Source organism: Cupriavidus nantongensis (assembly GCF_001598055.1).
Lineage (GTDB): Bacteria > Pseudomonadota > Gammaproteobacteria > Burkholderiales > Burkholderiaceae > Cupriavidus > Cupriavidus nantongensis.
Window position 1 is genome coordinate 987,430 of sequence record NZ_CP014844.1, and the last position, 25,783, is coordinate 1,013,212.

General features: G+C 66.8%; 19 protein-coding genes. 9 read left to right on the forward strand and 10 right to left on the reverse strand.

The annotated features are described in order from the left end of the window. Positions 1-114: 114 nt before the first annotated feature. The 8 genes from A2G96_RS04520 to A2G96_RS04555 all read right to left on the reverse strand — a co-directional run bounded on the left by A2G96_RS04520 (position 115) and on the right by A2G96_RS04555 (position 13,872). Positions 115-1,434, reverse strand: a complete 1,320-nt coding sequence (locus A2G96_RS04520) for a sigma-54-dependent transcriptional regulator (protein WP_062802055.1) — start codon at positions 1,432-1,434, stop codon at positions 115-117. Next, complete coding sequence (locus A2G96_RS04525) at positions 1,424-3,421, reverse strand: sensor histidine kinase (RefSeq protein ID WP_082818845.1); 1,998 nt, start codon at positions 3,419-3,421, stop codon at positions 1,424-1,426. The genes A2G96_RS04520 and A2G96_RS04525 overlap by 11 nt, the downstream gene beginning before the upstream one ends. Before the next feature lie 165 nt (positions 3,422-3,586). Beyond that, positions 3,587-4,897, reverse strand: a complete 1,311-nt coding sequence (locus tag A2G96_RS04530) for a dicarboxylate/amino acid:cation symporter (protein WP_062797162.1) — start codon at positions 4,895-4,897, stop codon at positions 3,587-3,589. 465 nt (positions 4,898-5,362) lie between these two features. After that, a complete protein-coding gene (gene hutG / locus A2G96_RS04535; RefSeq protein WP_062797164.1) occupies positions 5,363-6,334 on the reverse strand; it encodes a formimidoylglutamase in 972 nt (323 codons plus the stop codon). Next, positions 6,331-7,638: an MFS transporter gene (locus A2G96_RS04540; RefSeq protein WP_062797166.1), complete on the reverse strand. Its 1,308-nt coding sequence runs from the start codon at positions 7,636-7,638 to the stop codon at positions 6,331-6,333. The genes hutG and A2G96_RS04540 overlap by 4 nt, the downstream gene beginning before the upstream one ends. 183 nt (positions 7,639-7,821) lie before the next feature. Beyond that, positions 7,822-9,507, reverse strand: a complete 1,686-nt coding sequence (gene hutU, locus A2G96_RS04545; RefSeq protein ID WP_062797168.1) for a urocanate hydratase — start codon at positions 9,505-9,507, stop codon at positions 7,822-7,824. Between the two features lie 171 nt (positions 9,508-9,678). Beyond that, positions 9,679-10,425 carry a histidine utilization repressor gene (gene hutC, locus A2G96_RS04550; protein ID WP_062797171.1) on the reverse strand — a complete coding sequence of 249 codons (747 nt, stop codon included), beginning with the start codon at positions 10,423-10,425 and terminating at the stop codon, positions 9,679-9,681. Between the two features lie 63 nt (positions 10,426-10,488). Beyond that, the gene (locus A2G96_RS04555) at positions 10,489-13,872 is read right to left on the reverse strand and encodes a diguanylate cyclase (protein ID WP_062797174.1); all 3,384 of its coding nucleotides are present in this window, start codon (positions 13,870-13,872) and stop codon (positions 10,489-10,491) included. Between the two features lie 875 nt (positions 13,873-14,747). Between A2G96_RS04555 and A2G96_RS32195 the strand changes: the two genes are divergently transcribed. The 6 genes from A2G96_RS32195 to A2G96_RS04565 all read left to right on the forward strand — a co-directional run bounded on the left by A2G96_RS32195 (position 14,748) and on the right by A2G96_RS04565 (position 20,451). Then, positions 14,748-16,415, forward strand: a complete 1,668-nt coding sequence (locus A2G96_RS32195; RefSeq protein ID WP_082818846.1) for a radical SAM protein — start codon at positions 14,748-14,750, stop codon at positions 16,413-16,415. A gap of 40 nt (positions 16,416-16,455) precedes the next feature. After that, positions 16,456-17,733 carry an MFS transporter gene (locus A2G96_RS32200; protein WP_082818847.1) on the forward strand — a complete coding sequence of 426 codons (1,278 nt, stop codon included), beginning with the start codon at positions 16,456-16,458 and terminating at the stop codon, positions 17,731-17,733. Between the two features lie 6 nt (positions 17,734-17,739). Continuing rightward, positions 17,740-18,306: a class I SAM-dependent methyltransferase gene (locus A2G96_RS32205; protein ID WP_082818848.1), complete on the forward strand. Its 567-nt coding sequence runs from the start codon at positions 17,740-17,742 to the stop codon at positions 18,304-18,306. Next, positions 18,258-18,881, forward strand: a complete 624-nt coding sequence (locus tag A2G96_RS33040) for a GNAT family N-acetyltransferase (RefSeq protein WP_150124050.1) — start codon at positions 18,258-18,260, stop codon at positions 18,879-18,881. The genes A2G96_RS32205 and A2G96_RS33040 overlap by 49 nt, the downstream gene beginning before the upstream one ends. Positions 18,882-19,066: 185 nt before the next feature. Continuing rightward, a complete protein-coding gene (locus tag A2G96_RS04560) occupies positions 19,067-19,465 on the forward strand; it encodes a nuclear transport factor 2 family protein (RefSeq protein ID WP_062797176.1) in 399 nt (132 codons plus the stop codon). A 98-nt stretch (positions 19,466-19,563) separates the two neighbouring features. Further along, positions 19,564-20,451: a c-type cytochrome gene (locus A2G96_RS04565; protein ID WP_062797178.1), complete on the forward strand. Its 888-nt coding sequence runs from the start codon at positions 19,564-19,566 to the stop codon at positions 20,449-20,451. Here A2G96_RS04565 and A2G96_RS04570 read toward each other — a convergent pair. Continuing rightward, complete coding sequence (locus A2G96_RS04570) at positions 20,448-21,512, reverse strand: acyltransferase family protein (RefSeq protein WP_062802057.1); 1,065 nt, start codon at positions 21,510-21,512, stop codon at positions 20,448-20,450. The genes A2G96_RS04565 and A2G96_RS04570 overlap by 4 nt on opposite strands. 359 nt (positions 21,513-21,871) lie before the next feature. Between A2G96_RS04570 and A2G96_RS04575 the strand changes: the two genes are divergently transcribed. The 3 genes from A2G96_RS04575 to A2G96_RS04585 all read left to right on the forward strand — a co-directional run bounded on the left by A2G96_RS04575 (position 21,872) and on the right by A2G96_RS04585 (position 25,112). Further along, positions 21,872-22,336, forward strand: a complete 465-nt coding sequence (locus A2G96_RS04575; protein WP_062797180.1) for a (2Fe-2S)-binding protein — start codon at positions 21,872-21,874, stop codon at positions 22,334-22,336. Between the two features lie 16 nt (positions 22,337-22,352). Then, a complete protein-coding gene (locus A2G96_RS04580) occupies positions 22,353-24,611 on the forward strand; it encodes a xanthine dehydrogenase family protein molybdopterin-binding subunit (protein ID WP_062797182.1) in 2,259 nt (752 codons plus the stop codon). Between the two features lie 213 nt (positions 24,612-24,824). Next, entirely contained in the window at positions 24,825-25,112 is a 288-nt protein-coding gene (locus A2G96_RS04585; protein WP_062802058.1) for a helix-turn-helix domain-containing protein, read from the forward strand. Positions 25,113-25,177: 65 nt separating this feature from the next. On the opposite strand, the gene A2G96_RS04590 is transcribed toward A2G96_RS04585, so the two are convergent. Next, on the reverse strand, positions 25,178-25,582 hold the full coding sequence (locus A2G96_RS04590) for a hypothetical protein (RefSeq protein WP_062797184.1): 405 nt from the start codon (positions 25,580-25,582) through the stop codon (positions 25,178-25,180). Positions 25,583-25,783 lie beyond the last annotated feature (201 nt).

Here is a 25,783-nt window from a genome sequence, read left to right on the forward strand (position 1 = left end):
TGACGGGTCCGCTTGCCGGTTCCATTTAACGGTACCGCCGCCTGGTTCCGCTTCATGGTTCCGCTCCCAGGTTCCGTTCAGCGGTACCGCTTCAAACACGCGTTACCGTGTGTTTCACAGTCCGTACTTGCGCACCTTGTCGAACAGCGTGGTCTTGGCCACGCCCAGCGCTTCGCTGGCGCGGCTGAGGTTGCCGTCGTGGCGGCGCATGGCGTCGGCGATCAGCGCGCGCTCGAACTGTTCGACGGCCTGCGCGAGCGGCATCGCCCCGGGTGCGGTGGCGCCGTGACCGGGGTTGCAGCCGAGGCCCAGCACATGGCGCTCGGCAAGGTTGCGCAGCTCGCGCACATTGCCCGGCCACGGGTAGGCCACCAGCGCCGACAGTTCCGCCGGCGTGGCCGGCACCGCGTCGCGCTCGAAGCGCAACGCGGCCTGCGCGACGAAATGTTCAAACAATGCCGGCACGTCCTCGCGCCGCTCGCGCAGCGGCGGCAACTCCAGCGTGATCACGTTCAGCCGGTAGTACAGGTCGGCGCGGAACTGGCCGGCATCGGACAGCGCGCGCAGGTCGGCCTTGGTGGCGGCCACCACGCGGGTGTTGACGGGTACCGGCTGGTTCGAGCCGAGCCGTTCCACCACGCGCTCCTGCAGCACGCGCAGCAGCTTGATCTGCAGCGGCATCGGCATGCTCTCGATCTCGTCGAGAAACAGCGTGCCGCCTTCGGCATGCTCGATCTTGCCGATGCGGCGGCGCGCGGCGCCGGTGAACGAGCCCGCTTCATGCCCGAAGATCTCGCTTTCGAACAGCTGCTCGGGCAGGCCGCCGCAGTTGATCGCGACAAAGTTGCGCGCATGGCGCTGGCTGGCCTCGTGCAGGCAGCGCGCGACCAGCTCCTTGCCGGTGCCGGTCTCGCCGTGGATCAGCACGTTGGCGTCGGTGCCGGCCAGGTCGGCGATCAGGCGTCGCAACCGCTCGACCGCGGGCGAATGGCCGATCAGCCGGGTTTCGAGCTTTTCGCGGCCGGCCAGCCGTTCTCGCAGTTCTGATACTTCCAGCGCGAGCCGGCGCTGCTCGAGCGCGCGGCGGGTGGCATCGACCAGCTGCTCGGGCGAGAACGGCTTTTCCAGGAAGTCGTAGGCGCCTTGCTTCATCGCCTGCACCGCCAGCCCGACATCGCCGTGGCCGGTGATCATGATCACCGGCAGCGCGGGGTCGCGCGCGCGCAGTTGCGCCAGCAGCGCCATGCCGTCCTGGCCGGGCAGGCGGATGTCGCTGACCACCACGCCGGCATAGCCCGGGCCGGCCTCGCGCAGCGCGGCCTCGGCGCTGCCCACGCCGCGCGTGGCAATGCCTTCCAGCCGCAGTGCCTGCTCGCAGCCCAGGCGCACGTCGGCATCGTCTTCGACCACCAGTACGGTCAGATCAGCCGGCATGTTCGGCATCCTGTGAATGGGATTCCAGCGCCAGCGGCAGCACCAGCGTGAAGCAGGCGCCGCCGTCCGGATGGTTGGTGGCGGACAGGCTGCCGCCGTTCTCGTTGAGGATGCCGGCCGACAGCGTCAGCCCCAGCCCCAGCCCCTGGCCCGCGGGCTTGGTGGTGAAGAACGGTTCGAACAGCCGCGCGAAGACTTCCTCGGACAGGCCGGCGCCGTTGTCGCGCACGGTCAGGTGGACCATGCCGCCGGCGACGTGCGCATGCAGCGCGATGCGCGGGCCGGGCTTGCCGGCCACTGCGTCGAGCGCGTTGCCGAGCAGGTTGACCAGCACCTGTTCCAGCCGGTTGGGGTCGCACACCACCGCCAGCGCCGGGTCGACATCGCGCTGCAGCGCCGGCTGCACCGCGTCGACGCGGGTCTGCAGCAGGAACAGCGCGTTGTCGACCGCCTCGGCCAGGTTCGCCTGGCGCCTGCCGTTGCCGGGCTTGCGCGCGAACGACTTGAGCGCGCCGGTGATGCGGCCCATGCGCTCGACCAGGCCGATGATGGTGTCGAGGTTGGCGCGCACCGTGGCGTAGTCGCCGCGCTCGAGGAACTTGCCGGTATTGCCGGAGATGGTGCGCAGCGCCGCCAGCGGCTGGTTCAGCTCGTGCGCGATGCCGGTCGACATCTGCCCGACCGCGGCCAGCTTGCCGGCCTGCAGCAGCCCGTCCTGCGCCTGGCGCAGCACGGTCTCGGCGCGGATGCGTTCGGTGACCTCGGCCTGCAGGCGCTGGTTGCTGGTGGACAGGTCGGCGGTGCGCTCGGCCACCTTGCGCTCGAGTTCGCTGTTGGCCGCCTCCAGCGCCGCGCGCGCCGCCAGGCGCTCATTGATGATGCGCCGGCGCACGTTCCAGGCCGCGCCCAGCAGCAGCACGAAGGCGGTCAGCACGCCGGCCAGCGCCGCGGTGTTGAGCGCGGCCACGCGCGCCTGCGAGGTATTGGTCAGCAGCGTCAGCTGCCAGTCGGTGCCGGGCAGCGCGGCATGCTGGGCCAGCATCGGCGGGCCGCGCCGCAGCCGTACCAGCTCGTCGCTGGTGATAGCGACGCTGCTGCCATTGCCATTGTCGAGCTTGCGCACCCGGGTCAGCGGCAGCTGCGGCAGCGGCGCGCGGTTGTACTGCAGGCTGCGCGCCAGGCGCTCGCGCGCCTCGGCCGACAGCGGGCGCAGCGCGGCCAGCTTCCATGACGGGTCCGACGCCAGGATCACCACGCCGTTCTCGTCGCTCAGCAGCATCTGGCTGTCGGCACCCTGCCAGCGGTTTTCCAGCGGCTCCAGGCCGATCTTGACCACCGCCACGCCGACCGGGTTGTCGCGCTCGCCCAGCGGCGCCGACAGGTAGTAGCCGGATTCGCTGCGGGTGGTGCCGACGCCGTAGAAGCGGCCCAGCTGGCCCTCCATCGCCGCGCGGAAATACGGGCGGAAGCTCAGGTCTTCGCCGAGATAGCTGTCCGGTCGCTGCCAGTTGCTGGTGGCCAGCACCTTGCCGTGCGCATCCAGCACATAGATCACGCGCGTGCCGGCGCGGGTATTGAGGGCGCTCAGGTATTCGTTGGCGCGCGCGGTGCGGGTGGCGTCGTCGGGGCGCAGCAGCAGCGCGGCGATGCGTTCGTCGAGCGACAGCAGGCCGGGCACGTAGTCGTAGTGCGCCAGCTCGCTTTCCAGCGCCTGCGTGTACAGCCGCAGCTGCACCTGGCCGCGTTCGGCCTGGCGCGCCAGCGCGGTGTCGTAGGTGTAGCGGTAGCCGAGCGCGCCGGCCAGTCCCACCAGCACTGCCAGGGCCAGCAGCGCCAGCAGCGGCGCGGCGCCGCGCAGGCCGTGGGGCAGGCGCGATCCATTGGCCGCGGCAGGGGCAGCGGGGGTGGCCGCGGGTGTGGCCGAAAGCGCGTGGCTGGCGGCGGTGGCGCGGGGGGTATCGCCGGGAGGGTGTAGCGGGCCGGTCATCAGGTGTTGGGCGAGGCAGGTGGCATAGCCGCCGCGCCGGCAATGGCTGCAGCCGGGCGCGGGAGCCTACTTTTACCACACCAACGGGGGGTGCCGGCCGCCACCATGCAAAAAGGCCCGGCCGCCTGATCGGCAACCGGGCCCTGGCACGCCTGGCGGACGGTGTTACTTGGCCGCCAGGACCTGGGCAGGTGCCAGGCCGGTGGTGGTATCCGCGGCGGGTTCATCCTCCTCGGACGGTACCGGCGCGCCGATGGCGCCTTCGCTTTTGGCGACGACGGCGGTGGCAATCGCATTGCCAAGCACATTGGTCACGGTGCGACCCATGTCGAGTACGTGGTCGATGCCCAGCACCAGCAGGATGCCGGCCTCGGGCAGGCCGAACATCGGCAGCACGGCGGCGACCACCACCAGCGAGGCGCGCGGCACGCCGGCGATGCCCTTGCTGGTGACCAGCAGCACCAGCAGCATGGTGATCTGCTGGGTCAGCGACAGCTCGATGCCGTACACCTGCGCCACGAACAGCGCGGCAAACGAGGTGTACATGATCGAACCGTCCAGGTTGAACGAGTAGCCCAGCGGCAGCACGAAGTTGGTGATGCGCTCCTTGACGCCGAAGCGGGTCAGCTGGTCGATCACCTTGGGGTAGGCCGATTCGCTGCTGGCGGTGGCGAAGCCGATCATCAGCGGCGCGCGCATCAGCTTGAGCAGGCGGAACACGTCACGGCCCAGGAAGCAGTAGCCGCCGGCGATCAGCGCCACCCACAGCAGCGCCAGCGCCAGGTACAGGCTGCCCAGCAGCTTGGCGTAGACCACCAGCACGCCCAGGCCCTGCGCGGTGATCACCGCCGCGATCGCGCCGAACACGCCCACCGGGGCGAACGCCATCACGTAGTTGGTGACCTTCAGCATCACGTCGGCCAGGCCCTCGATGCCCTGCAGCACCGGCTTGCCGACGCCGTCCTTGACGGTGCCCAGCGCAAAGCCGAAGAACAGCGAGAACACCACGATCTGCAGGATCTCGTTGTTCGCCATCGCCTCGACGAAGCTCTTGGGGAACATGTGCGCGATGAAATCGCGCAGGTTCAGCGCCCCGGTCTTCAGGTTCGAGCTGGCGTCCGCCGCGGGCAGCGCCAGGTTCATGCCGTGACCGGGCTGCAGCAGGTTGGCCATGACCAGGCCGAGCAGCAGCGAGGTGACCGAGGCGCCGATGAACCACATCATCGCCTTCATGCCGATGCGGCCGACGGCGCGGCCGTCGCCCATGCTGGCGATGCCGGCTACCAGCGTCGCGAACACCAGCGGGCCGATGATCATCTTGATCATCCGCAGGAAGATGTCGGTCAGGATGGACAGGTGGTTGGCAATCGATTTGGCGGTGTCGGCGTCCGGCGCCAGGTTGTGCGCGGCGGTGCCGGCCAGCACGCCTAGCAGCATCGCAATGAAGATCAGGGTGGGCAGTCGATTCAGTTTCATCGTGGATCAGGCCTGTGCGACCGTTCCCGGGAAGGGACGGGCGACTGTATTGCAGGAAGGCTGGGCGACGTCGGGGCGCCGGGCCGGCCGTGTCAGGGTTCAGCGCGGCAACAGGTGCCGGGGGTGCGCCGGGATGGCGGCGGGGGTGGGCAAGGCAGGGTCGGTCATGGGTGTGTCCTCCTTTGTTTTTTCGGCATCGGCCGGGACGCTGGGAGCGTGCCGGCGTACCTGTTGGGCGCTGTGAGCGGCGGCCTATATTGCACGTGCCGTGCCAGCGCGAAGGGTTCGCCGGGGCTATGCAAGCCGTTGAATACAAAGGGGAAAATGATGTGATTCCGGCGCCTGGTTCGGGAAACCGGATCAGGTGGGAGGAGCGCCGTTCGGGATTCCGAACGGCGTTCTAGGTGTAAACCCGAGGTTTTGTGGGTGTACGGAGGGGGATGGTTTGCCGTCAGTGGCGGCGTTTCAGCCGCCGAGGAGGCGGTAGCACAACCTTGCCGCCACCCGCGCGCCGCAGCCGTCGCGGTCGTACCGCGGGTTGAACTCGGCAAGGTCCGCCACGCGCAGCTTGCCGCTGTCGCGCAGCAGCGTAGCGATGGCCTCGACCACTGCCAGCGGCACGCCGTAGGCGGCCGGCGCCGACACCCCGGGCATGACCGCGGCCGGCAGCACGTCGAGGTCGATGGTCAGGTAGACGTGGTCGGCATCGGCGACCCAGCGCTCCAGTTCGGCCAGGCGCGCGTCTAGGTGGCGCTCCTGCATCTCGGTGTCCTCGACATGGCGCACGCCCAGCGCATGCGCGCGCGCGAACAGCGCGGCGGTATTGGCCAGCCGGCTCACGCCCAGGCAGGCGTAGTCGAACGGCAGGCCGCGCCGGCGGCAATCGGCGGCGATCTGGTCGAAGGGCGTGCCGGAGCTGCCGGGGCGGCTGGCACGCAGGTCGAAATGCGCGTCGAGGTTGACGATCAGCACGCGGCCGCGGTCGCCGTGCGCGTCCAGGTGCATGCGCAGGCCTTGCCACGTGCCCCAGGCCACTTCGTGCCCGCCGCCCAGCACCAGCGGCCAGGCGCCGACCGCCAGTTCGGCGGCCACGGCCTGTGCGAGGCGCTGCTGCGCGGCCTCCAGCGCATCGCCTTCGCAGTGGATGTCGCCGCCGTCGATCAGCCGGCCGATGCCGTGCGCCGGCACGCCGGCCAGCGCGCGGCGGATCTCGCGCGGCCCCGCGGCGGCGCCGGGGCGGCCCTGGTTGCGCACCACGCCGGCGTCGCAGCAGAAGCCCAGCAGCACCGGCACGCCGGGCGTGCGCGGCGTGGCAGGGCCGGCGACGATATCGAACAATCGCCGGGTGTCGCCGGCCTCGCCGGTATCGCGGCGGCCGCGCCAGACCGTATCGTGGTCGGCGTCAGTCGCTCGCGCGAACTCTGCCAGGTCGCTCATTTCAGCCGGCGCCCCAGCGTCTCGGGCACCATCAGCAGGCCGAGCAGCGACACCACGCCGCAGCCGATCACGTACAGCGCCGGGGCGTTGGCGTTGCCGGTGGCCTGGATCAGCCGGGTCGAGAAGTACTGCGCAAAGCCGCCGAAGATGGCGATGGCGACGCAGTAGGCGATCGACAGGCCGGTGGCGCGCAGGCGCCTGGGCAGCACCTCGCTGACCAGCACCATCGACGCCGGCGCGGTCATCGACATCGGCACCGACAGGCACGCCACCACCACCAGCAGCCGCGCCAGCGAGGGTTCGGCATTGATCAGCACGAACGCCGGGTAGACCATCGCCAGCAGCGCCACGCGCGACCACAGCACCACGGCCTTGCGGCCGACGCGGTCGGCCAGCCAGCCGGCGAACGGCGACAGCACGACCTGCACCGCCGCGGCGACGCAGCCGGCCCAGATGCCCAGCGACAGCGGCATCTTCAGCACGCTGACCGCGTAGTTGCTGAGGTAGTAGACGACGATATAGGTGGAAGAGGCCAGGCCGATCATTAGCAGGATGCTGGCAAAGACCTCGCGCGCATGCTGGCGCAGCAGCGGCCATTGCGCGGCGTGCTCGCCGTGGTGCGCGGGCGTGGCGGTCTCTTCCAGGCGGCGGCGGATCAGCAGGCCGACCGGGATCACCAGGATGCCGATCAGGAAGGCCAGGCGCCAGCCCCATGCTTCGAGCTCGGCCGGTGCCAGCAGGGTGCTCAGCACCAGCCCGGTGATGGCGCCCAGCAGCGCCGCCAGGCCCTGGCTGAACGGCTGCCAGGCGGTATAGAAGCCGCGCGTGCGGTCGTCGGCGTATTCCAGCAGCAGCGCGGTCGATGCGCCCATCTCGCCGCCGATGGCGAAGCCCTGCACCAGCCGGGCGATCACCACCATGACCGGCGCGAGGATGCCGATCTGCGCGTACGGCGGCGTCACCACGAAGATCAGCGAGCTCAGGCCCATCAGCCACAGCGTCAGCGCCACCGCCGGCTTGCGCCCGGCGCGGTCGGCGTACATGCCGATCAGCAGGCCGCCGAGCGGACGCATCAGGAAGCCGACGCCGAAGGTGGCGAACGACATCAGCAGCTGGCCGGTGGGGTTGTCGACGGGGAAATAAAGGCGGCCGATCAGCGTGGCAAAAAAGCTGTAGACGACAAAATCGTAGAACTCGAGGCCGTTGCCGATGGTGATGGCGGCAATGGCGCGGGTGCGCGAGAGCGCTGGGGTGTGGGCGCCGGCTGCACCGTCGTAGGCGGGCGCAGTGATATTGGGTGGCATGCGGTTGTCTCCGGTGGAATGCGTGGGTTTGCTCCCCTCTCCCACGTCAGTGGGAGAGGGGCCGGGGGAGAGGGCCGGCGTCTCCATGTGGAAAGCGTGTCGCTATTGCACACGCCCGCCCTCTCCCCCGCCCCTCTCCCGCAAGCGGGAGAGGGGAGCAAACACTGGGTGCGTGAGCGTCGATCAGTCGCGCAGCATCGGCAGGTCCAGGCCCTGCTCGCGCGCGCAGTCGACGGCGATCTGGTAGCCGGCGTCGGCATGGCGCATCACGCCGGTGGCGGGGTCGTTGTGCAGCACGCGGGCGATGCGCGCGGCGGCTTCATCGGTGCCGTCGCAGACGATCACCACGCCGGAATGCTGCGAGAAGCCCATGCCCACGCCGCCGCCGTGGTGCAGCGAGACCCAGGTCGCGCCGCTGGCGGTATTCAGCAGCGCGTTCAGCAGCGGCCAGTCGGACACCGCGTCGGAGCCGTCCTGCATGGCCTCGGTCTCGCGGTTGGGGCTGGCGACCGAGCCCGAGTCGAGGTGGTCGCGGCCGATCACGACCGGCGCCGACAGCTCGCCGCTGCGCACCATCTCGTTGAACGCCAGCCCCAGCTTGGCCCGCAGGCCCAGGCCGACCCAGCAGATCCGAGCCGGCAGGCCCTGGAAGCTGATGCGCTCGCGCGCCATGTCGAGCCAGCGGTGCAGGTGCGCGTCGTCGGGGATCAGTTCCTTGACCTTGGCGTCGGTCTTGTAGATGTCCTGCGGATCGCCCGACAGCGCGGCCCAGCGGAACGGGCCGATGCCGCGGCAGAACAGCGGGCGGATATAGGCGGGCACGAAGCCGGGGAAGTCGAAGGCGTTGGCCACGCCTTCTTCCTTGGCCATCTGGCGGATGTTGTTGCCGTAGTCGAAGGTCGGCACGCCCAGCTTCTGGAAGTCCAGCATGGCACGCACGTGCGCGGCCATCGACGCCTTGGCGGCCTTCACCACCACGGCCGGCTCGCGCTGCGCGCGCTCGCGGTATTCGTCCCAGCTCCAGCCGGCGGGCAGGTAGCCGTTGAGCGGGTCGTGCGCGCTGGTCTGGTCGGTGACCATGTCCGGGCGCACGCCGCGGCGCACCAGCTCGGGCAGCACCTCGGCGGCATTGGCGCACAGCGCGATCGAGATCGCCTTGCCTTGCGCGGTGTAGCGGTCGATGCGGGCCAGCGCGTCATCGAGGTCGGTGGCCTGCTCGTCGACATAGCGGGTCTTCAGGCGGAAGTCGATGCGGCTCTGCTGGCATTCGATGTTCAGCGAGCACGCGCCGGCCAGCGTCGCCGCCAGCGGCTGCGCGCCGCCCATGCCACCCAGGCCCGCGGTCAGCACCCAGCGGCCCTTCAGCTCGCCACCGTAGTGCTGGCGGCCGGCTTCGACGAAGGTTTCATACGTGCCCTGCACGATGCCCTGGCTGCCGATGTAGATCCAGCTGCCGGCGGTCATCTGGCCATACATGGCCAGGCCCCTGGCGTCGAGTTCGTTGAAATGCTCCCAGTTGGCCCAGTGCGGCACCAGGTTGGAGTTGGCGATCAGCACGCGCGGGGCGTCGCGGTGGGTGCGGAACACGCCGACCGGCTTGCCCGACTGCACCAGCAGGGTCTGGTCGTGTTCCAGCCGCGTCAGGGCCTCGACGATGCGGTCATAGCATTCCCAGTTGCGCGCGGCGCGGCCGATGCCGCCGTAGACCACCAGTTCCTTCGGGTTCTCCGCGACCTCGGGATCGAGGTTGTTCATCAGCATGCGCAGCGGCGCTTCGGTCAGCCAGCTCTTGGCGGTGAGCTTGGTGCCACGGGGGGCGCGAATTTCGGTGTCGCGGAAACGCGTGGGTTGGGTGGGGGTCTGGGTCACGGGAAACTCCTTCGGTCTTGCGGTCTGGAACGCGCGCTTGGGTCAACGCATAGGCATGTATATTCCTGTATATACAAGTACGGATGAATCGGGGTAATCCCGTAGGGCGGGGCGGCAGGATGCGCCGCCTTCGTTACAAATTCCGGGAAGGTTCCGCTGGCGGCACCGGGCCTAGGACGTGAACCGGCCTTCCAGCCGATGCAGCGAACCCGGATGCACCAGCCGCACCGACGTCACCACGCGCCCGGCGGACCAGGTGCGGCGGCGGATCAGCAGGCACGGTTCGCCGCGCTCGATGGCGAGCAGCTCGCACTCTTCCGGCAGCGCCAGCACGGCCTCGACCACGTGCTCGCCCTCGGTCAGCGGGGCGATGCGCGACAGGTACTGGTAAGGGGTTTCGCTGCTGAAGTCCTGCGCAAGGTAGTCCGGCGCGACCGCGGCATTGACATAGCGGTCTTCGAGCTGGATGGCGACGTCGTCCTCGTAGTGGACGATCACCGAATGGAACACCATCGCTTCCAGCGCGACCTCCAGCGCCGCGGCCTGCGCCGGGCCGGCGCGCTCGGCTTCCACGCTGATCACGCGGGCGCGATGGCGGTGTCCGCGCGAAGCGATGTCGTCGGCGATATTGTTGACCGCATACAGCGCGGTGCGCCGCTTGGGCTCGGCGACGAAGGTGCCGACGCCCTGCAGCCGCACCAGCATGCCCTCGGCGGTCAGCTCGCGCAGCGCGCGGTGCACGGTCATGCGGCTGACGCCGAGCGCCTCGACCAGCTCGGTCTCGGACGGCACGCGGTGATGGGGCGGCCAGCTGCCGTCAGCAATCCGGCTGCTGATGTGCTGCTTGACGCGCGCATACAGCGGCGCCGGCATCGGGTCGGACACGAGCGACAACGGGTTCCCCTTGGATGCGACCATGCGGCCAGGTGGCCGCGCGGACAGGCGCCGAATGTATCACGGTCGGGCGGACCGGCCAGCGAGCTACGAGGCCTGCGCGTTGCGCTGCGCGCAGCCGGCGAGGAACACGTCCAGCGCCACCGGCCGCCCGATCGCATAGCCCTGCGCGTAATCGACGCCAATCGCGCGCAGCGCGTCGAGGGTGCGTTCGTCCTCGACCCACTCCGCCACCGTGCGCACGCCCAGCCGGTGGCCGATGTCGTTGATCGAGCTGACGATCTCGCGGTCCACCGCGTTGTCGGCCAGCTGCCGGATAAAGCTGCCGTCGATCTTCAGGTAATCCACCGGAAACTGCTTCAGGTAGGCGAACGACGACAGGCCCGAGCCGAAGTCGTCCAAGGACACTGTGCAGCCGGCGCGCCGCATCTCCGCCACCAGGCGGTTGGCCGCGGCCATGTTGTTGATCAGCGCGGTCTCGGTGATCTCCAGCCGGATGCGGCTGGCGGGCAGGGCGCTGGCTTCCAGCTCGGCGTGCAGGAACGGCAGCAGGAAGGGCTCGCCGAGCGAGTTGGCCGACAGGTTGATCGACACCGACAGCCCCGGCACCGCGCCCAGCCGTTCGCCGTAGCCGCGCAGCACGTTGCGGATGACCCAGCGGTCGACATGGCCCATCAGGTCGTAGCGCTCGGCGGCGGGAATGAAGGCGCCGGGCAGGATCAGCTCGCCATGCTCGTCGACCATGCGCACCAGGATCTCGATATGGCGATGGGCGCTGCCATCCTGGTTCTGTTCCGGCTGCAGCGCGCGGATTTCCTGCGCGAACAGGCGGAAGCGGTTGGCCTCGAGCGCCGAGTGGATGCCGGCGGCGACTTCCAGCTCGCGGTGGTGGCGGCGCGCGTCGCTTTCGTCGCGGCGGTACACCGAGACCCGGCTGCGGCCCGCCGCCTTGGCCGCATAGCAGGCCACGTCGGCGCGGCTCATCAGCTCACTGACCGGCGGCACGTCCAGGTCGATGGCGGCGATGCCGATGCTGGCGCCGACGTCGTACACGCGCCCTTCCCACGGGAAGCGGCGCCCGCGGATGGCGTCGATCACGCCCTGGCACACCTGCTCGGCCTGGTCGACGGTGCAGTCCTTGAGCAGCAGCGCGAACTCGTCGCCGCCCAGGCGCGCCAGTACGTCGTCGGGGCGCACATGATTGCGGATCAGGTAGCCGAGCTCGCGCAGCAGCACGTCGCCGGCGCCGTGGCCGGCGGTGTCGTTGACGATCTTGAAGCGGTCCAGGTCGATAAAGCACAGCGCGGCGCGATGGCCGTGCAGCCGCGCCGCGTCGCACGACTCGCGCAGCCGCTTCTCGAACCAGGTGCGGTTGGGCAGGCCGGTCAGCGCATCGTGCATGGCCGAGCGCGCCAGCTCGCGCTGCAGCGCGCGCGCGGCGGTGATGTCCTGGAATACCAGCACCGCGCCCAGCACCTCGCCGCGCGCGGTCAGCACCGGCGCGGCCGAGTCCTGCACGTCGTGGCGCTCGCCGGTCAGGCTCTGCAGCACCGCGCCTTCCTGCAGGTAGGCCGGCGTCAGCGTACGCAGGCAGGCCTCGACCGGGCTCGGGATGGGCTCGCCGGTGGTCTCGTCGACGATGCGGAAGACCCGTTCCAGCGGCAGGCCCGTGGCGGCGGCCATGGTCCAGCCGGTCAGCTGTTCCGCGATCGGGTTCATGAAGGTCACGTGCATGGTGGCGTCGGTGCAGATCACCGCATCGCCGATCGAGCGCAGCGTGATATGCAGGCGCTCCTTCTCCTCGAACAGCGCCTCGGTCAGCCGGCGCTGCTCGGTGGTGTCCCAGTTGGTGCCCACCAGCGCATGGGCGGCGCCGTCGGGGGTGCGCGCCACCATCGCCATGGCGCGTACGTGGCGCACCTCGCCGCCGGGGCGCACGATACGGTATTCGGTGTCGAACGCGGCCTCGCCGCGGATGGCGCGGCGCATCTCGCCGCGCACGCGGCTGATGTCGTCGGGATGCAGCAGCGCGATCCATTGCTCCGCCAGCGGCGCGCCGCCGGCAGGGTCGGTGCCGTGCAGCGCATGCATGCGCGCATCCCAGGTGATGCCGGCGCTGGCCAGGTCCCATTCCCAGATACCCACGCCGCCGGCCTCGACCGCCAGCTGGATGCGCCGCGACAGCCGTTCCAGCTCTTGCTGCGCCAGCTTGCGCGCGTGGATGTCTTCCACCTGCGTGATGAAGTGCTGCGGCTCGCCGGTCTGTTCGTCGCGCACCAGCGAAACCGCCAGCAGCACCCAGCGGTAGTGGCCGTCCTTGTGGCGGTAGCGCTTTTCCAGGCGATAGGCCTCGACCTTGCCCGACAACAGGTTGGCGACCTGGCGCAGGTCGCCGGTCAGGTCGTCGGGGTGGGTCAGCTGCTGGTAGCTCAGCTCGCGCAGCTCCGCCGCGCTGTAGCCGAGCAGCTCGGTCATGGCGCGGTTGACGGTCTGCCAGCGGCCGTCCATGTCGACCAGCGCCATGCCGATCGCCGAATGCTCCATCGCCTGGCGAAAGCGCTTGTCGCTGCTGCGCAGGCTGGCGCGGCCGTGCCGGTTCTGCTCGGTAAGGTAGGCGATGCAGACCGGCAGCACCATGATCACCGCGGCCGACAGCGGCACCGCTTCATGGCGGTGCGACAGCAGCATCAGCGCCTGCAGGCACAGCGTCGCCACCAGCGCCAGCAGCGCGGTGGCAAACGGATTGCCGGCCAGCGCCAGCAGCACCAGCGGCAGCGACATCGCCGCGAACGGGTCGTGCCCCTGCCACTGCGCCAGCGCGCCGATGGCCAGGCTCAGCGCCAGCGCGCCCGCCTGCGGCGCCAGCATCGGCCGCGCCGCGGCGGCGCGCACGCGCACCGCGGTCATCGACAGCATCAGCGGCAGCAGCAGCGCCATGCCCAGCGCGCTGGCCTGCCACCAGGTCCACCACACCGGCGCGAAGCGGCTGCCCTCGACCGCGGCGATGGCCGCCGCGCCGGCGGTGGCGCCCACCATCGGCGCCAGGATGCCGCCGACCGCCAGCATCACCGCGAATGCGGCCAGCGGACCGTGGCGCCCGGTCACTCCATGCCGGTCCAGCAGGCGCAACAGCAGCAGCGCGGACAGCATCTCCGCCACGTTCGCACCCGTCAGCATCAGCGCGGTGCCGACGCTGTCGCCGGCACAGTAGTTGGCCAGCACGCAGGCAACCAGCATGCCGGCCATCAGCCACGGGCTCTCCGCTCGCGGCCGGTGCAACAGCAGGCCCAGCCCGAATGCGTTGGGCAGCCATACCGAGGCCACGGTACCGGGCAGCCGCGCCAGCCACAGCGCCGCCGCCGCCAGCACGAAGTAGCAGGCGCCGGCCAGCAACAAGGGCAGCCAGCGGCGCGGCGCGGCGGAAGGGGCTGGAGCGGCCGGAGGGCTCGGCGGGGCCGTGTCGGGCGTCATGGACGAGAGTGGGGCAAAGGCGGTGCGATGCGGGTGGGAAGGAGGCGGCGTGACCGGCGCGCCCCGGCGGCATGCCCCCGAAACGCCCGGACAGACTGCCGCCCAGCGTAGGGGCAATGTAGCGAGGATAGGCGCGTGGCCATCGGCAGGACAGGGGGCAGGTTGGGGGTTACTTGCCTCTGGTGTTGGGGGCGATTTTTTGGTAGGGCGGCCGTCTGTTGGAATGATGTCACGCTGCACCAAATCGGCAAAGCCTCCCAGCGACTGCGGAAACTTGCAATCCTATAAGGTGGGACTTCGTGCATTCGCGCCGGCTCCGCACAGCTACGGCACTGGCTCGGCACTGGCTCGGCACTTAAGCTCGCCCCGACTGCAGACACCCAATTGCTACCACGACCCCTGGACGATCTGGAATTTTCGTCGCGAGCGACGGGAATTTTCGCCAGGGATGATCGGAAATATCTTACTTACAAGTCCGCAACGAGGAACCACTCTAAAGATAAACCGCTTTAGTAATGGTGACTCGTTCTGACTCATCTCTAAGTCGATGTCAGGCTTTTTTTAAAGACAATCGCTCTCGTCATTGAGTCCTAACTCCGCGTTTTGCGGAAGGGATGGGGGATCGTTGTAGTGGCGATCCGTAACGCCAACGCCAATGTTGGCATACTTGAAAGGAGCATGAAATGTCAAAGGTATATGTCGTGCTGTCGAAAATCTTCAAGCGGTGCGCGGGTCATCGCAAACATTTCGGCTATCACTCCACCTATGCGGGTCATCTCGTGGATTCCTGTAATAGCAACACCTAATTTGGTGGCGACGATATTCTAGTCGCTCGGCGTGCATTATCGGCTGATACTTCCAGCTGGAGAAACAAAATGGCTCTGAGACCAAATCTCACGACGTCAACGATTTGGCGTGACTTCGACCTTTCGGTTGTCACTGAGCGATTTCGGCTCAAGAGTCCATATGGGTCTAAGGCAGAGGAACTCGAGCGAGAAGCACGCCGTTTTCTTTGGTTAAGTGCAAAGACACAGAGGCCGCTTGTGCCGTCTGAACTCGTGGACGAGTACTGGCATGCGTTGATTCTCAGTACCAGTCTCTATAGAGATTACTGCGATCATGCTTTCGGCTTCTTCATCGAACACACCAACGGTATACCAGTTTCGTCCCCGGAGGCGCTCGAAACTCACGTCAATGCGTACGAGGAAACTCTACGGATCTACGAGATGGAGTTTCATATGCCGGCGCCCTCCGAATTCTGGCCTGATTTGCGAAATCGGGTCGAAAAACGACTAGACATATGCAAGAAGCCATACCGTCTACACCTGGAAACTACCAATCACTGCAACCTTCGCTGCGAGCATTGTTATCCGGAGTCTTCTAGTGCCGAACCGCATCACTCAAGAGAATTGATTGATCGCTCGCTCCAAGAGGCCGCCCGTCTTGGGGTGCGGAAAATTACATTAACTGGTGGCGAGGTCTTGACTCGTCCAGACTGGAAGGAAATTTTTTCTAAATCACTCGAAATATGCGATAACCTATATTTTATCACCAACGGTCTTTTGCTTACCCGAAAGAAATTAGAGTGGATGGCTAAGGAACGCGCTGCGCGGTCATTGAGAGGTTGGCGTCGATCGGTTTTTGCGAATTCTCCTGTTGAAATAGGAGTTGCAATTAGTTTGGATGGGTTGGATGGTAATGCGTTGGTGCGCAAAAATGATGCTGGCGTCGGCGTTAGTGCTAAGCAATTGATCGATCGTATCGCACTGGCGGTGCAATATGGGTTGCATGTTACGGTAAACACAACGATAACAAACAAAGTATCGGCGCTGGAGCTCCCGGAAATGGACGAAATTCTCAGTCGGATTGGGATTGATCGTTGGCAGATTGACCAAGCTTATCTTGCGGGGAGATTCAGGCAGAGCGGGCTTTCGGTCAGCAAGCTCGATTGGCTGGAAGATGCGAAGGCGGGATATAGATATATAATAGAAAATTATCTCAAAGAGTATCCAAAAATACCGGATTGGCGCCTCGAAGTAGTGCAGGTGTTTCGATACGACAATCTATTCTACGGATTCTCTCCAGCGTCGAGCCTGGATGAACACCCTTGTTCATATCACTTTGGCTCCATGATCGTGGAGCAGGGCGATCGGATCCGTTTTTGTCCGTCCCTGCGCGACGGGGGTATTCAATCTATCTCAGTTGCCGGCTCGGTTGAGGCTGCATATGGATGCAGTGAATTCAAGGATTTTTTATCCAAGTCAATTAAGGATCTGCCGTGCAAAGATTGCCGGTATGGGAAATTGTTTCATGGTGGCTGTAGAGCAAACAGCTATGCATATCTTGGGCGTATTTGGGACGCGGATCCGATCTGTTGCATTCTAGCGCCGTTTGTTGAAGACGAAATACTCCCGCTCCTTCCGAAAAGTCTTCAGGACAATTTTCGTGCGTCGCTGCAGGGCGGTCCCCGTCCGGGTGACCCTGAACACCTCGCGACTAAGCAACAGCGGCATCGTATCGTTCCCATACAGATGATTCCCTAGGTATATGTTACACACGCTGTAACTCGACAAGGAGCCGAGCTTGACGAAAGCCAGATTTCCATTGCGCTATGAAAACTTCCGCGTGGTTTGGGTCGGCCAGTTCGTCAGCTTAATTGGAAGTTCTGCACATACCATTGCAATCTCTTTCTTCTTGAAGGAAGCAACGCAATCCGGATCCTTTGTTGGTGCTGGAATTTTTTTTTGTGGCATTGCCGCTTTGTTGGTCTTGCCGCTGTCCGGTGTGATTGCAGATCGCATGAACAGAAGATCGATCGTAATATGCTGCGACACCGTGGGCGCGTGCGCGACACTTGCTTTGGCTTGCGTATTCCACTGGGGCTCAGCGACTCAGGGAGGATTACTTCCGGTGCTGGCAGTACTTTGCGGCCTTGTGATTGCTGTTTCGTCGGCATTCTTCAGGCCAGCCTTCGCAGCTATGCTGCCTGACCTTGTTCCAAAAGTGGCGCTGGCGCCGGCAAATGCTCTCTATAAGGCCGGAGCGCGCTGTGGTGAACTCCTCGGTAACCTTGTGGGTGGGTGGGTCTATGGGCTCGTCGGTCCCGGTGCCTTATTCCTAGCGAACTCGCTTTCTTATCTTCTGGCGGTGCAGTGCGTGTCACGCGCCAGGCCGAGCGAACTGTTTGTTCCGCAGCATCGAACTGCGAAATTTGGGATTGGGATTCTTGGTTTGCTGACGGAGTTTTATCACGGCGCAGGAACCCTCTGTAGGCTTCCAGGGGGGCGGCTTTTCCTAAGCATGGCACTGGTGATCAACTTCTTCGCCACCCCGATCTTTGTCTTGATGCCCTTTCATGCTTCCGGTGTGTTGCGGGTGGATGCATCGATGTATGGTTTCCTCATGGCGATGCTCTCGGTGGGTGTGTTGACGGGTTACACGATGGCGGCGAAGGTTCCGATGCCTAAAATCAAACAAACGCATAGCGTGCTGTACATTGTGATTTTTATGTGCGGGTGTTTCTTATTGTTCAGCCAAATACGTAGTTTTGCGGTCGCTTGCGTTCTGCTCGTTGCTGCTGGCATTGCAAACGGGTATTGGAGTATATTTTTCGAAACTGCACTGCAAAGATCAATTTCGAGAAATGAATTGGGAAGGGTATATGCATTATATGGATTGCTGTCGGGTGGGATGATGCCACTTGCTTCTTTGGTTGGCGGCATTGCTTTAGACGCGCTGGGCGGCGATACGAGAATTTTATTTTTGGTGTGCTCATTAATGATGACTTCATATCCGATATTCCTATCGACACGCAAGGAATTTTTTTCTTTCTTCGAATCATTAGAGCGTGAATCAGCCTGAACCGAAATGCAAAAACTGGAGCGTGTTCGAGAATACGTTGCTGCAGCTGCTGATCTCGCTTGGCGTCCGGGGGTGCCGAACACTGCCTTAGATCTGGGCTGCGGTAGTGAAGGGGTGCCGTTCTATCTTTTGAGGCGAGGCTGGCACGTAATTGCCGTGGACCGAGATCCCAGGGCGCTGGCTCGTCTCAGACTTCGTAAAAAAAGCCGCAATGACGAAGCGTTGTCAATTGTTTGCGAAGATTTTAGTACGATGATCTTTCCTAGCGTCTCCTTGATTCATGCGGGATACGCGTTGCACCATGCCTGTCCCGAGCGATTCGGTGAGTTGTGGTCGAAAATCTCTGTGGCGCTATCGCCTGATGGGGTATTTGCAGGACATTTTTTTGGCGAATGTGATCAGTTTGCTGAAGATGACCGGTTCTCGGTGTTTCCGTTCGAGGTGCTGGTAAAACTCTTTGCTGACTGGAAGATTGAACATTGGGACGAATTCCAAGGCTACGGTCATAGAGATCCGTCCCGGTGGTGGCATTTTTTTACCATCGTGGCAAGAAAACAGGAAGCTTCAGTCTAGAGATTCCATTCCTTTCGGAGAAAAAGATCTTGTCTTCAAATGCATTCGAGTCAATTCCTCCCGGAGATGTTGGGCTGCTGTGGGAGCGTGCTTGCTCCGGGGTTACCCTTGGTTCTTGCAGCCTTGTGATTCGGGATTTGCGTGACAGCGATTTTGAGCAGCTTGTTCCCATGGTCCACGCAGCGTTCTTACCTAGTGTCGATGGCGCGCCGCTGGATAGTTGGAGGCGCAAACTTTCGTCAATCTTCGGCGATCAGTACGGCCGCTTTCTGTCGTCCGCGTCGTTCGTCGCAGAGGCTCCATCTGGCCAATTGGCTGGCGCGGTCATGGCCACCGATTTTGCGCTCTATCGAGCGCCCGTTATCGCATTGATTGCGGTGTCCCCCAGCATCCAAGATAAGGGCGTTGGGTCCTACCTGCTACGTCGCTCACTCCAGGCGCTTGCTATTGAGGGCTTTCCAAATTGTCGGGCCAAAATTTCGCCCGGCAACAACGCATCGCTGCAACTATTCCGGAAAACCGGCTTCGAGCTTTGCCGCGTCGAGCCGGGGTCATCCAAGCAGGAAGGTAACTGATCGGCCAACTAATCTCTGATAGTTCTCCGCCGGCTCTTTTCAGAATGCCGTCTCATGCGGATCCCCGGACCACGAGCCGATAACCTCCCCGGTAATCGCACCCCCACGCCCCCGCGCCGATCATGCAGCCATGGCCTGACGCCAGGCCCCGAGAGCCAGACCACCCAACCCTCAAGGAGAAAGCCATGTCCGCTGCCGCCCAGTCCCCCCAGATGGACCACGCCGCCACCCTCGCCGACCGCTACCTCGCCGCCTGGAACGAGACCGATGCCGCGCGCCGGCGCGAGCTGATTGCGGCGGCGTGGACGGAAACGGCCTGCTATGTGGATCCGCTGATGAGGGGCGACGGCCATGCCGGTATCGACGCGATGATCGCCGCGGTGCAGGCGAAGTTTCCCGGTTTCCGCTTCACCCGCGTGAGCCCCGTGGATGCACACGGCGAGCACCTGCGCTTTACCTGGGAGCTTGGGCCCGCGGGCGAAGCCGCGCTGGTGGTCGGCACCGACTTTGCCACGGTGTCGGCCGATGGCCGGCTGGCGCGCATGACCGGCTTTATCGACCGCGCCCCGGCCGGGCTGGCCTGAGCGCGGCCGGCGCTGCGCTATGTTGCCTTGCCCACCGACAGCCCCCGGGGCACTGGCCGCAAGCTGCGGCATCCAGTGCGGCGAACAGGGGAAGGCAAATGGCGCGGATTCTGCGGAGGGCGGCATGGGGGCTTGCCGGCACGGCCGTGGTCGCGGCCGCGGCGGCGTACGGCGCGGCATGGGTGGGCGAGCGCAAGGCGCAGCGTCTGGTCGACGTTCCGGTCGCGCCTGTTGCCATCCGCGATGATCCCGCCGCCATCGCCCACGGCAAGTACCTGTACGAATCGCGCGGCTGCATGGAATGCCATGGCGCCGGTGGCGGCGGCAAGCAGGTGATCGACGACCCCGGCGGCCTGCGCGTGCGCGCGCCGGACCTGACCCGCGCCAACCCGGCCATTGCCGCCTACGAGCCAGTGGACTGGGTACGCAGCATCCGCCATGGCGTGGCGCCCTCGCTGCGCCCGCTGCTGATCATGCCCAGCGAAGACTACAACCGGCTCAGCGACGAGGACCTCGGCGCGCTGATCGGCTACCTGCGCAGCCTGCCCGCGGCGATGGGCGCGCCCGCCGAGATCACCATGCCGTGGCTGGTGCGCGCGCTGTATGGCGTGGGGGTGGTGCAGGACGCCGCGTCCAAGATCGACCACAGCCTGCCGGCGCAGGCTGCGCTGGCGCCCGAGCCGACGCCCCGCTATGGCGCCTACGTGGCCAATGTTTGCCTGGGATGCCACGGGCCGGGGTTCCGCGGCGGCAAGATCCCGGGCGCGCCGCCCGATTGGCCGCCGGCGGCGGACCTGCGCCCCGTGCCGGGCGGCGCGATGGCGCGCTATGGCCAGCCCGCGGCGTTCATCGAGATGATGCGCAGCGGCAAGCGGCCCGACGGCAGCGCGCTCAGCCGCGTGATGCCGTTCGATTCCTTCGGGCGCATGAACGATACCGAGCTGACCGCCCTGTATCTGTTCCTGGCCGGCCTGCCGCAACGCTAGGCGCGTGCCAGCCGCCGCCCGGCGGCGATACCGGGCAGCTCGACCCAGCGGTGCAGCAGCCAGGCCAGCGCCAGTGCCAGGCCGGCGTCGATGGCAAAGCGCAGCAGCTGCATCGCGGTCTGGTGCGCGCCCAGCTCGGGCATCAGGCGCTTGACCGCTTCGATCACGGTGGGATGGGTCAGGTAGAGGGCGTAGGACAGCTCGCCCAGCCAGATCAGCGCGCGCGGCACGCGCAGCATGCCGGTGTGCTCGGCGGCGACCACGCCGGCCACCAGCAGCGCGGCGGGCAAGCCGCGTCCCGCAAGGCTGAAATCCGGCCCGACCATCGGCAGCGACAGCACAAACGACGCGGTGCCGAGCGCCAGCAGCGCGAGCGCGGACGCCGGCGTCAGCAAGTGGCGCCAGCGCGCATAGGCCCATGCCAGCGCGCAGCCCAGCAGGAACTCGAGCACCAGCGGATTGCTGGCCATGGCCAGCCACGGTGAAGCGAACGCATAGCCCTGGGCGGGATCGGCCACCAGCGTGCCGAAGCGCCACCACGGCAGCACCAGCGTGAACAGCGCGAACACCCCCAGCACCACCAGCAGCGCGCGCCGCCCGGCCAGCAGCAGCCCGAGCGCAAACACCGCGTAGAACGCCAGCTCGTAGTTGAGCGACCAGCCCACGTACAGCGCGGGATAGCCGTAGTAGGGCGCATGGCTTGTGGATGTGGGCAGGAACGCCAGCGACGCGGCGAACAGTGCCGGCGTGACCGGATTGAGCAGCAGCGCGTGGATGGCCGACATGGTCCAGTACGGCGGCGCCAGCCGGCACAGGCGCCGGATCATGAAGCTGAGCGGGCGCTCCGGCCGGGGCCTGGCCAGCACCGCGACCCAGGCGATGATGAAGCCGCTGATGACGAAGAACACATCGACGCCGACATGGCCGCGCTTGATCACGTTGTGGGTCAGCCAGTTCAACACCGGCGCATTGGCGCCGCCCAGCGTGAGCCCGGAGTGGTAGACCACCACCATGGCGGCGGCCAGGCCGCGCAGGGCCTGGATGCTGTCGAGCCGCGCTATCGAAGGTGACGATGCGGCGCGGACGCGGGCTTCGGAGGAGACGGCCGTGCCGGGCGCGGCAGCGGTGTTCGGAGCCGAGGCCGTGCCTGCTGCGGGAAACGAATTTTCTGGAATAGTCGATGGCACTGTTTCAGCGGCAGGAACCGAAGCACACCAGGATTCCGGCCGGATCGAAAGGCAATCCATGAGGGACAGCCGTTCGTTGCACAAAGTTCGTGCGACCGGCGCTGACGGGCACGGTAGTGCGCAAAGCGTCCGGCAAGGTGCCGCAAATTGCACTATCCTCACTTGTCCGTTGCGCCGGGCTGCGGCGCACAGGCAATGACCAGCGGGCAACGTACCCAAGGAGTGTCCCCCACATGACCACCCTCTCCATCAACGTCAACGGCAAGACCCGTGAAGTCGACGTGGACCCATCCACGCCGCTGCTGTGGGCGCTGCGCGACAACCTCGAAATGACCGGCACCAAGTTCGGCTGCGGCATGGCCGCGTGCGGTGCCTGCACCGTGCACGTCAACGGCCAGGCCACGCGCAGCTGCGTGACGCCGGCCTCCGCGGTCGCCGGCGCGCGCATCACCACCATCGAAGGCATCGGCAGCGACCGCGTCGGGCGCGCCGTGATGGACGCCTGGATCAAGCACGATGTCGCCCAGTGCGGCTACTGCCAGAACGGCCAGGTGATGAGCGCCGTCGGCCTGCTGCGCAGCAAGCCGCGGCCCACCGATGCCGACATCGACCAGGCCATGGCCGGCAACCTGTGCCGCTGCGGCACGTACCAGCGCATCCGCGCGGCGATCAAAGACGCCGCCCGTGCGCTGGCCTGAGCGGGAGCGAACCGATATGCGTATCCGAGGCATCGAAGCCCTGGCCGGCGGCCAGGCAGGCAACAGCGGCGAAGCGCGTGCCGACGCCGGCATGGCGACGCTCGACCGCCGCAGTTTTCTCAAGCTGACCGGCCTGGCCGGCGGCGGGCTGGCGCTGGGCGTGGCACCGCTGGCGCAGGCGCAGGAGGGCGGCAAGCCCAAGGCGCCGCCGGCGGCGCCGCAGGCGTTCCTGATCATCGCGCCGGACAACACCGTGACCGTGGCCGTGAACCGGCTCGAATTCGGCCAGGGCGTGCATACCGCGCTGCCGATGGCGCTGGCCGAAGAGCTGGATGCGGACTGGCGCAACGTGCGCGCGGCGCTGGCCCCGGCGGGCGATCCGTACAAGGACCCCGGCTTCGGCATGCAGATGACCGGCGGCTCCACCGCGCTGAACCACTCGTTCCAGCAGTACCGCGAACTGGGCGCGCGCGCCCGCGCGATGCTGGTCGCGGCCGCGGCGCAGCGCTGGAAGGTCGATCCGGCCAGCTGCCAGGTCGAGCAGGGCGTGATCACCTCCGGCAGCCAGCGCGCCACCTTCGGCGAACTGGCGCCGGCGGCGATGGAGATGCCGGTGCCGCAGCAGGTCAAGCTGAAAGACCCGGCGCAGTTCCGCATCGTCGGCAAGCCCACGCCGCGGCTGGATGCGCGCGGCAAGATGGAGGCGACCACGCCGTTCGGCATCGACACCCAGCTCAAGGGCATGGTGGTGGCGGTGGTGGCGCGTCCGCCGCGCTTCGGTGGCAAGGTCAAGAGCTTCAGCGCCGACAAGGCGCGTGCGGTGCCGGGCGTGCGCGGCGTGCTGCAGGTGCCGGTCGACCGCGGCGGCAGCGGCGTGGCCGTGATCGCCAGCGGCTACTGGCCGGCCAAGATGGGCCGCGATGCGCTCGAGGTCCAGTGGGAAGATGCTGGCTCTAAGGTCTCGTCGCAGGCCCTGTTCGATGAATACGCGAAGCTGGCCGGCCAGCCCGGCACGGTCGCGCGCGCGGGCGAGGGCAATATCGCCGCTGCCATCAGCGGTGCGCCGCGCAAGATCGAGGCCGATTTCCGCTTCCCCTACCTGGCGCACGCGCCGATGGAGCCGCTGAACTGCACGCTGCAGCCCGAGGTGGCCGGCGGCAAGGTGCAGTCGGTCAGGGTCTGGGTGGGCTCGCAGTTCCAGACCGTAGACCAGGCCGCGGTGGCGCGTACGCTCGGGCTGGCGCCGGACAAGGTGGTGCTCAACACCATGATGGCCGGCGGCGGCTTCGGCCGGCGCGCGGTGCCGAGCTCCGACTACATCGTCGAAGCGGCCAACGTGCTCAAGGCCTGGGTCGCCGCGGGGCACACCGAGCCGCTCAAGGTGGTGTGGAGCCGCGAGGACGATATCCGCGGCGGCTACTACCGCCCGCTGCACCTGCACCGCGCCCGCATCGGCCTGGATGCGCAGGGCAAGGTGGTGGGCTGGCAGCACACCATCGTCGGCCAGTCGATCCTGAAGGGCACGCCGTTCGAGCCCTTCATGGTCAAGAACGGCGTCGACGCCACCATGACCGAAGGCATTGTCGAGAACGACTACGACCTGCCGCTGCAGATGTCGGTGCACCACCCGCAGGTGGACGTGCCGGTGCTGTGGTGGCGCTCGGTCGGCAATACGCACACCGCCTTCGTCAAGGAAACGCTGGCCGACGAGATGGCCGCCGCCGCGAAGCAGGACCCGGTGGCGTTCCGCCTGGCGCGGCTCGACGAGAAGAAGCACGCGCGCCATCGCGCCGCGCTGCAGCTGGCGGTGGAGAAGTCCGGCTACGGCAAGCGCAAGCTGCCCAAGGGGCATGCCTGGGGCGTGGCGGTGCATGAGTCGTTCAGCACCGTGGTGGCCTATGTGGTCGACGTCTCGCTGGTCAAGGGCGAGCCGCGCGTGCATCGCGTCACCGCCGGCGTGCATGCCAACCGCGTGGTCAATCCGTTGTCGGCCGAAGCCCAGATCCAGGGTGCGTGCGTGTTCGGGCTGGCCATGACGCGGCCGGGGTTTGCCATCGAGATCGAGAACGGCGCGGTGAAGAACAGCAACTTCACGGACTTTCCGCCGCCGCGCATCACCGACGCGCCGGTGGTCGACGTGTTCTTCGTGCCGTCGCAGGACAACCCGACCGGGCTGGGTGAACCCGGCGTGCCGCCGATTGCGCCGGCGGTGGCCAATGCGCTGTTCACGCTGACCGGCAAGCGCCAGCGGCAACTGCCGTTTGTGATGGCCTGAGCGCGGCAGGGCAGGCGGACGGGCGGCACTGGCGCTGTTGTAATCGCGCCCGTGCCCGCCCGGCCGTGGCAGCACCCTATTGCCTTTGCGGGGCGAGCCGCGTAGAACGGGTAAAACCGCGCGCGCCAGGCTGCGCGGCAAGAACCCCCGCATCGCCCCCGCCGCCGCGTATCGCGCTGCCCGGGTGCCGTGCCCGGAGACCGAGGTGTGATCATGGAGACCCAGGAAAGTACCCTGACGCTGGCGCTGATGACCCAGCCCGCGCGCATCCGCATCTGCCGCGCGCTGCTCGAAGCCGGCGAGGCCGGCCTGCCGGCCACCGACCTGGCGCAGGTGGCGCAACTGAGCCTGGGGCGCGCCGGCCATGTGTTCTCGGAGCTGGTACAGGCCGACGTGCTGGCGCTGTCGATCCAGGAGCGGCGGGTCTGCTACGTGCTGAAGGCGCGGCGCGCCGTCACCGAAGCGCTGGGCTATATCGACGCCAGCGGACTGGCCGACTGACACGGCAAAACGGGCCCCGCGGGGCCCGTTTGCATTGCGCGGCAGTGTGCGCCGCGACCGCTGCGTCACTGCTTGGGCGCAGCCATCTCCTGGCGTGCCGCTGCATCCGCCGCCTTGTTCTCGACCTTGCGTTCCTGTTTGGCAGCGCCGACTTCGTCCTTGTACTCGCCCTTGGCGGCCTTTTTCTTCCCCTTGTATTCGGCGGCAGCCTGCGCGCGTGCTTCGCGGCGCTCGACCAGCGGATCCTTCGGCGGCTGGATCTGCGTCACGCCGGGCGCGACGCCGGTGCCGGCGGGGCTGGCCGCGGTGGCGGGCACGGCAGGCGTGGCCGGCATGCCCTGCGCGGCGGGGGTGGCCGGGGTGGCGGGCGTGGCGGTCTGTGCGATGGCCGCGGCGCAGCTGAGGCCTGCCAGGCCTGCCGCAATCACGCTGGCGATTCGGGTATGGCGAGCGGGTTGTTTCGGATCCATGGAATACCTCCAGGGTTAGGGTCGGAAGCGCCGGCCGGTGGGTCCGGCGCAACGTTTGCCGCACATGCCTGCCTGGCGGGCCCGGCGGCGACAAGGCCAGTCTAGGCAGCGGCCGGGCTTCGCGCTGTCGGGCTGGCGCCGATGAGGCGCCGGAATTGCTCCTACAAGACGCTCCTGCAAGCTCCGCCATGGCCGCGCCGG

What these genes read in the sequence shown, in the direction of transcription:
- A2G96_RS04585 (WP_062802058.1), top strand. Translation starts at nt 24,825, where the DNA reads ATGGAGACCCAGGAAAGTACCCTGACGCTGGCGCTGATGACCCAGCCC.
- A2G96_RS04520 (WP_062802055.1), bottom strand. Translation starts at nt 1,434, where the DNA reads ATGCCGGCTGATCTGACCGTACTGGTGGTCGAAGACGATGCCGACGTG.
- A2G96_RS04575 (WP_062797180.1), top strand. Translation starts at nt 21,872, where the DNA reads ATGACCACCCTCTCCATCAACGTCAACGGCAAGACCCGTGAAGTCGAC.
- A2G96_RS04530 (WP_062797162.1), bottom strand. Translation starts at nt 4,897, where the DNA reads ATGAAACTGAATCGACTGCCCACCCTGATCTTCATTGCGATGCTGCTA.
- A2G96_RS04590 (WP_062797184.1), bottom strand. Translation starts at nt 25,582, where the DNA reads ATGGATCCGAAACAACCCGCTCGCCATACCCGAATCGCCAGCGTGATT.
- A2G96_RS32195 (WP_082818846.1), top strand. Translation starts at nt 14,748, where the DNA reads ATGGCTCTGAGACCAAATCTCACGACGTCAACGATTTGGCGTGACTTC.
- A2G96_RS04540 (WP_062797166.1), bottom strand. Translation starts at nt 7,638, where the DNA reads ATGCCACCCAATATCACTGCGCCCGCCTACGACGGTGCAGCCGGCGCC.
- A2G96_RS04525 (WP_082818845.1), bottom strand. Translation starts at nt 3,421, where the DNA reads ATGACCGGCCCGCTACACCCTCCCGGCGATACCCCCCGCGCCACCGCC.
- A2G96_RS04555 (WP_062797174.1), bottom strand. Translation starts at nt 13,872, where the DNA reads ATGACGCCCGACACGGCCCCGCCGAGCCCTCCGGCCGCTCCAGCCCCT.
- A2G96_RS04565 (WP_062797178.1), top strand. Translation starts at nt 19,564, where the DNA reads ATGGCGCGGATTCTGCGGAGGGCGGCATGGGGGCTTGCCGGCACGGCC.
- A2G96_RS04580 (WP_062797182.1), top strand. Translation starts at nt 22,353, where the DNA reads ATGCGTATCCGAGGCATCGAAGCCCTGGCCGGCGGCCAGGCAGGCAAC.
- A2G96_RS32205 (WP_082818848.1), top strand. Translation starts at nt 17,740, where the DNA reads ATGCAAAAACTGGAGCGTGTTCGAGAATACGTTGCTGCAGCTGCTGAT.
- hutC (WP_062797171.1), bottom strand. Translation starts at nt 10,425, where the DNA reads ATGGTCGCATCCAAGGGGAACCCGTTGTCGCTCGTGTCCGACCCGATG.
- hutG (WP_062797164.1), bottom strand. Translation starts at nt 6,334, where the DNA reads ATGAGCGACCTGGCAGAGTTCGCGCGAGCGACTGACGCCGACCACGAT.
- A2G96_RS04560 (WP_062797176.1), top strand. Translation starts at nt 19,067, where the DNA reads ATGTCCGCTGCCGCCCAGTCCCCCCAGATGGACCACGCCGCCACCCTC.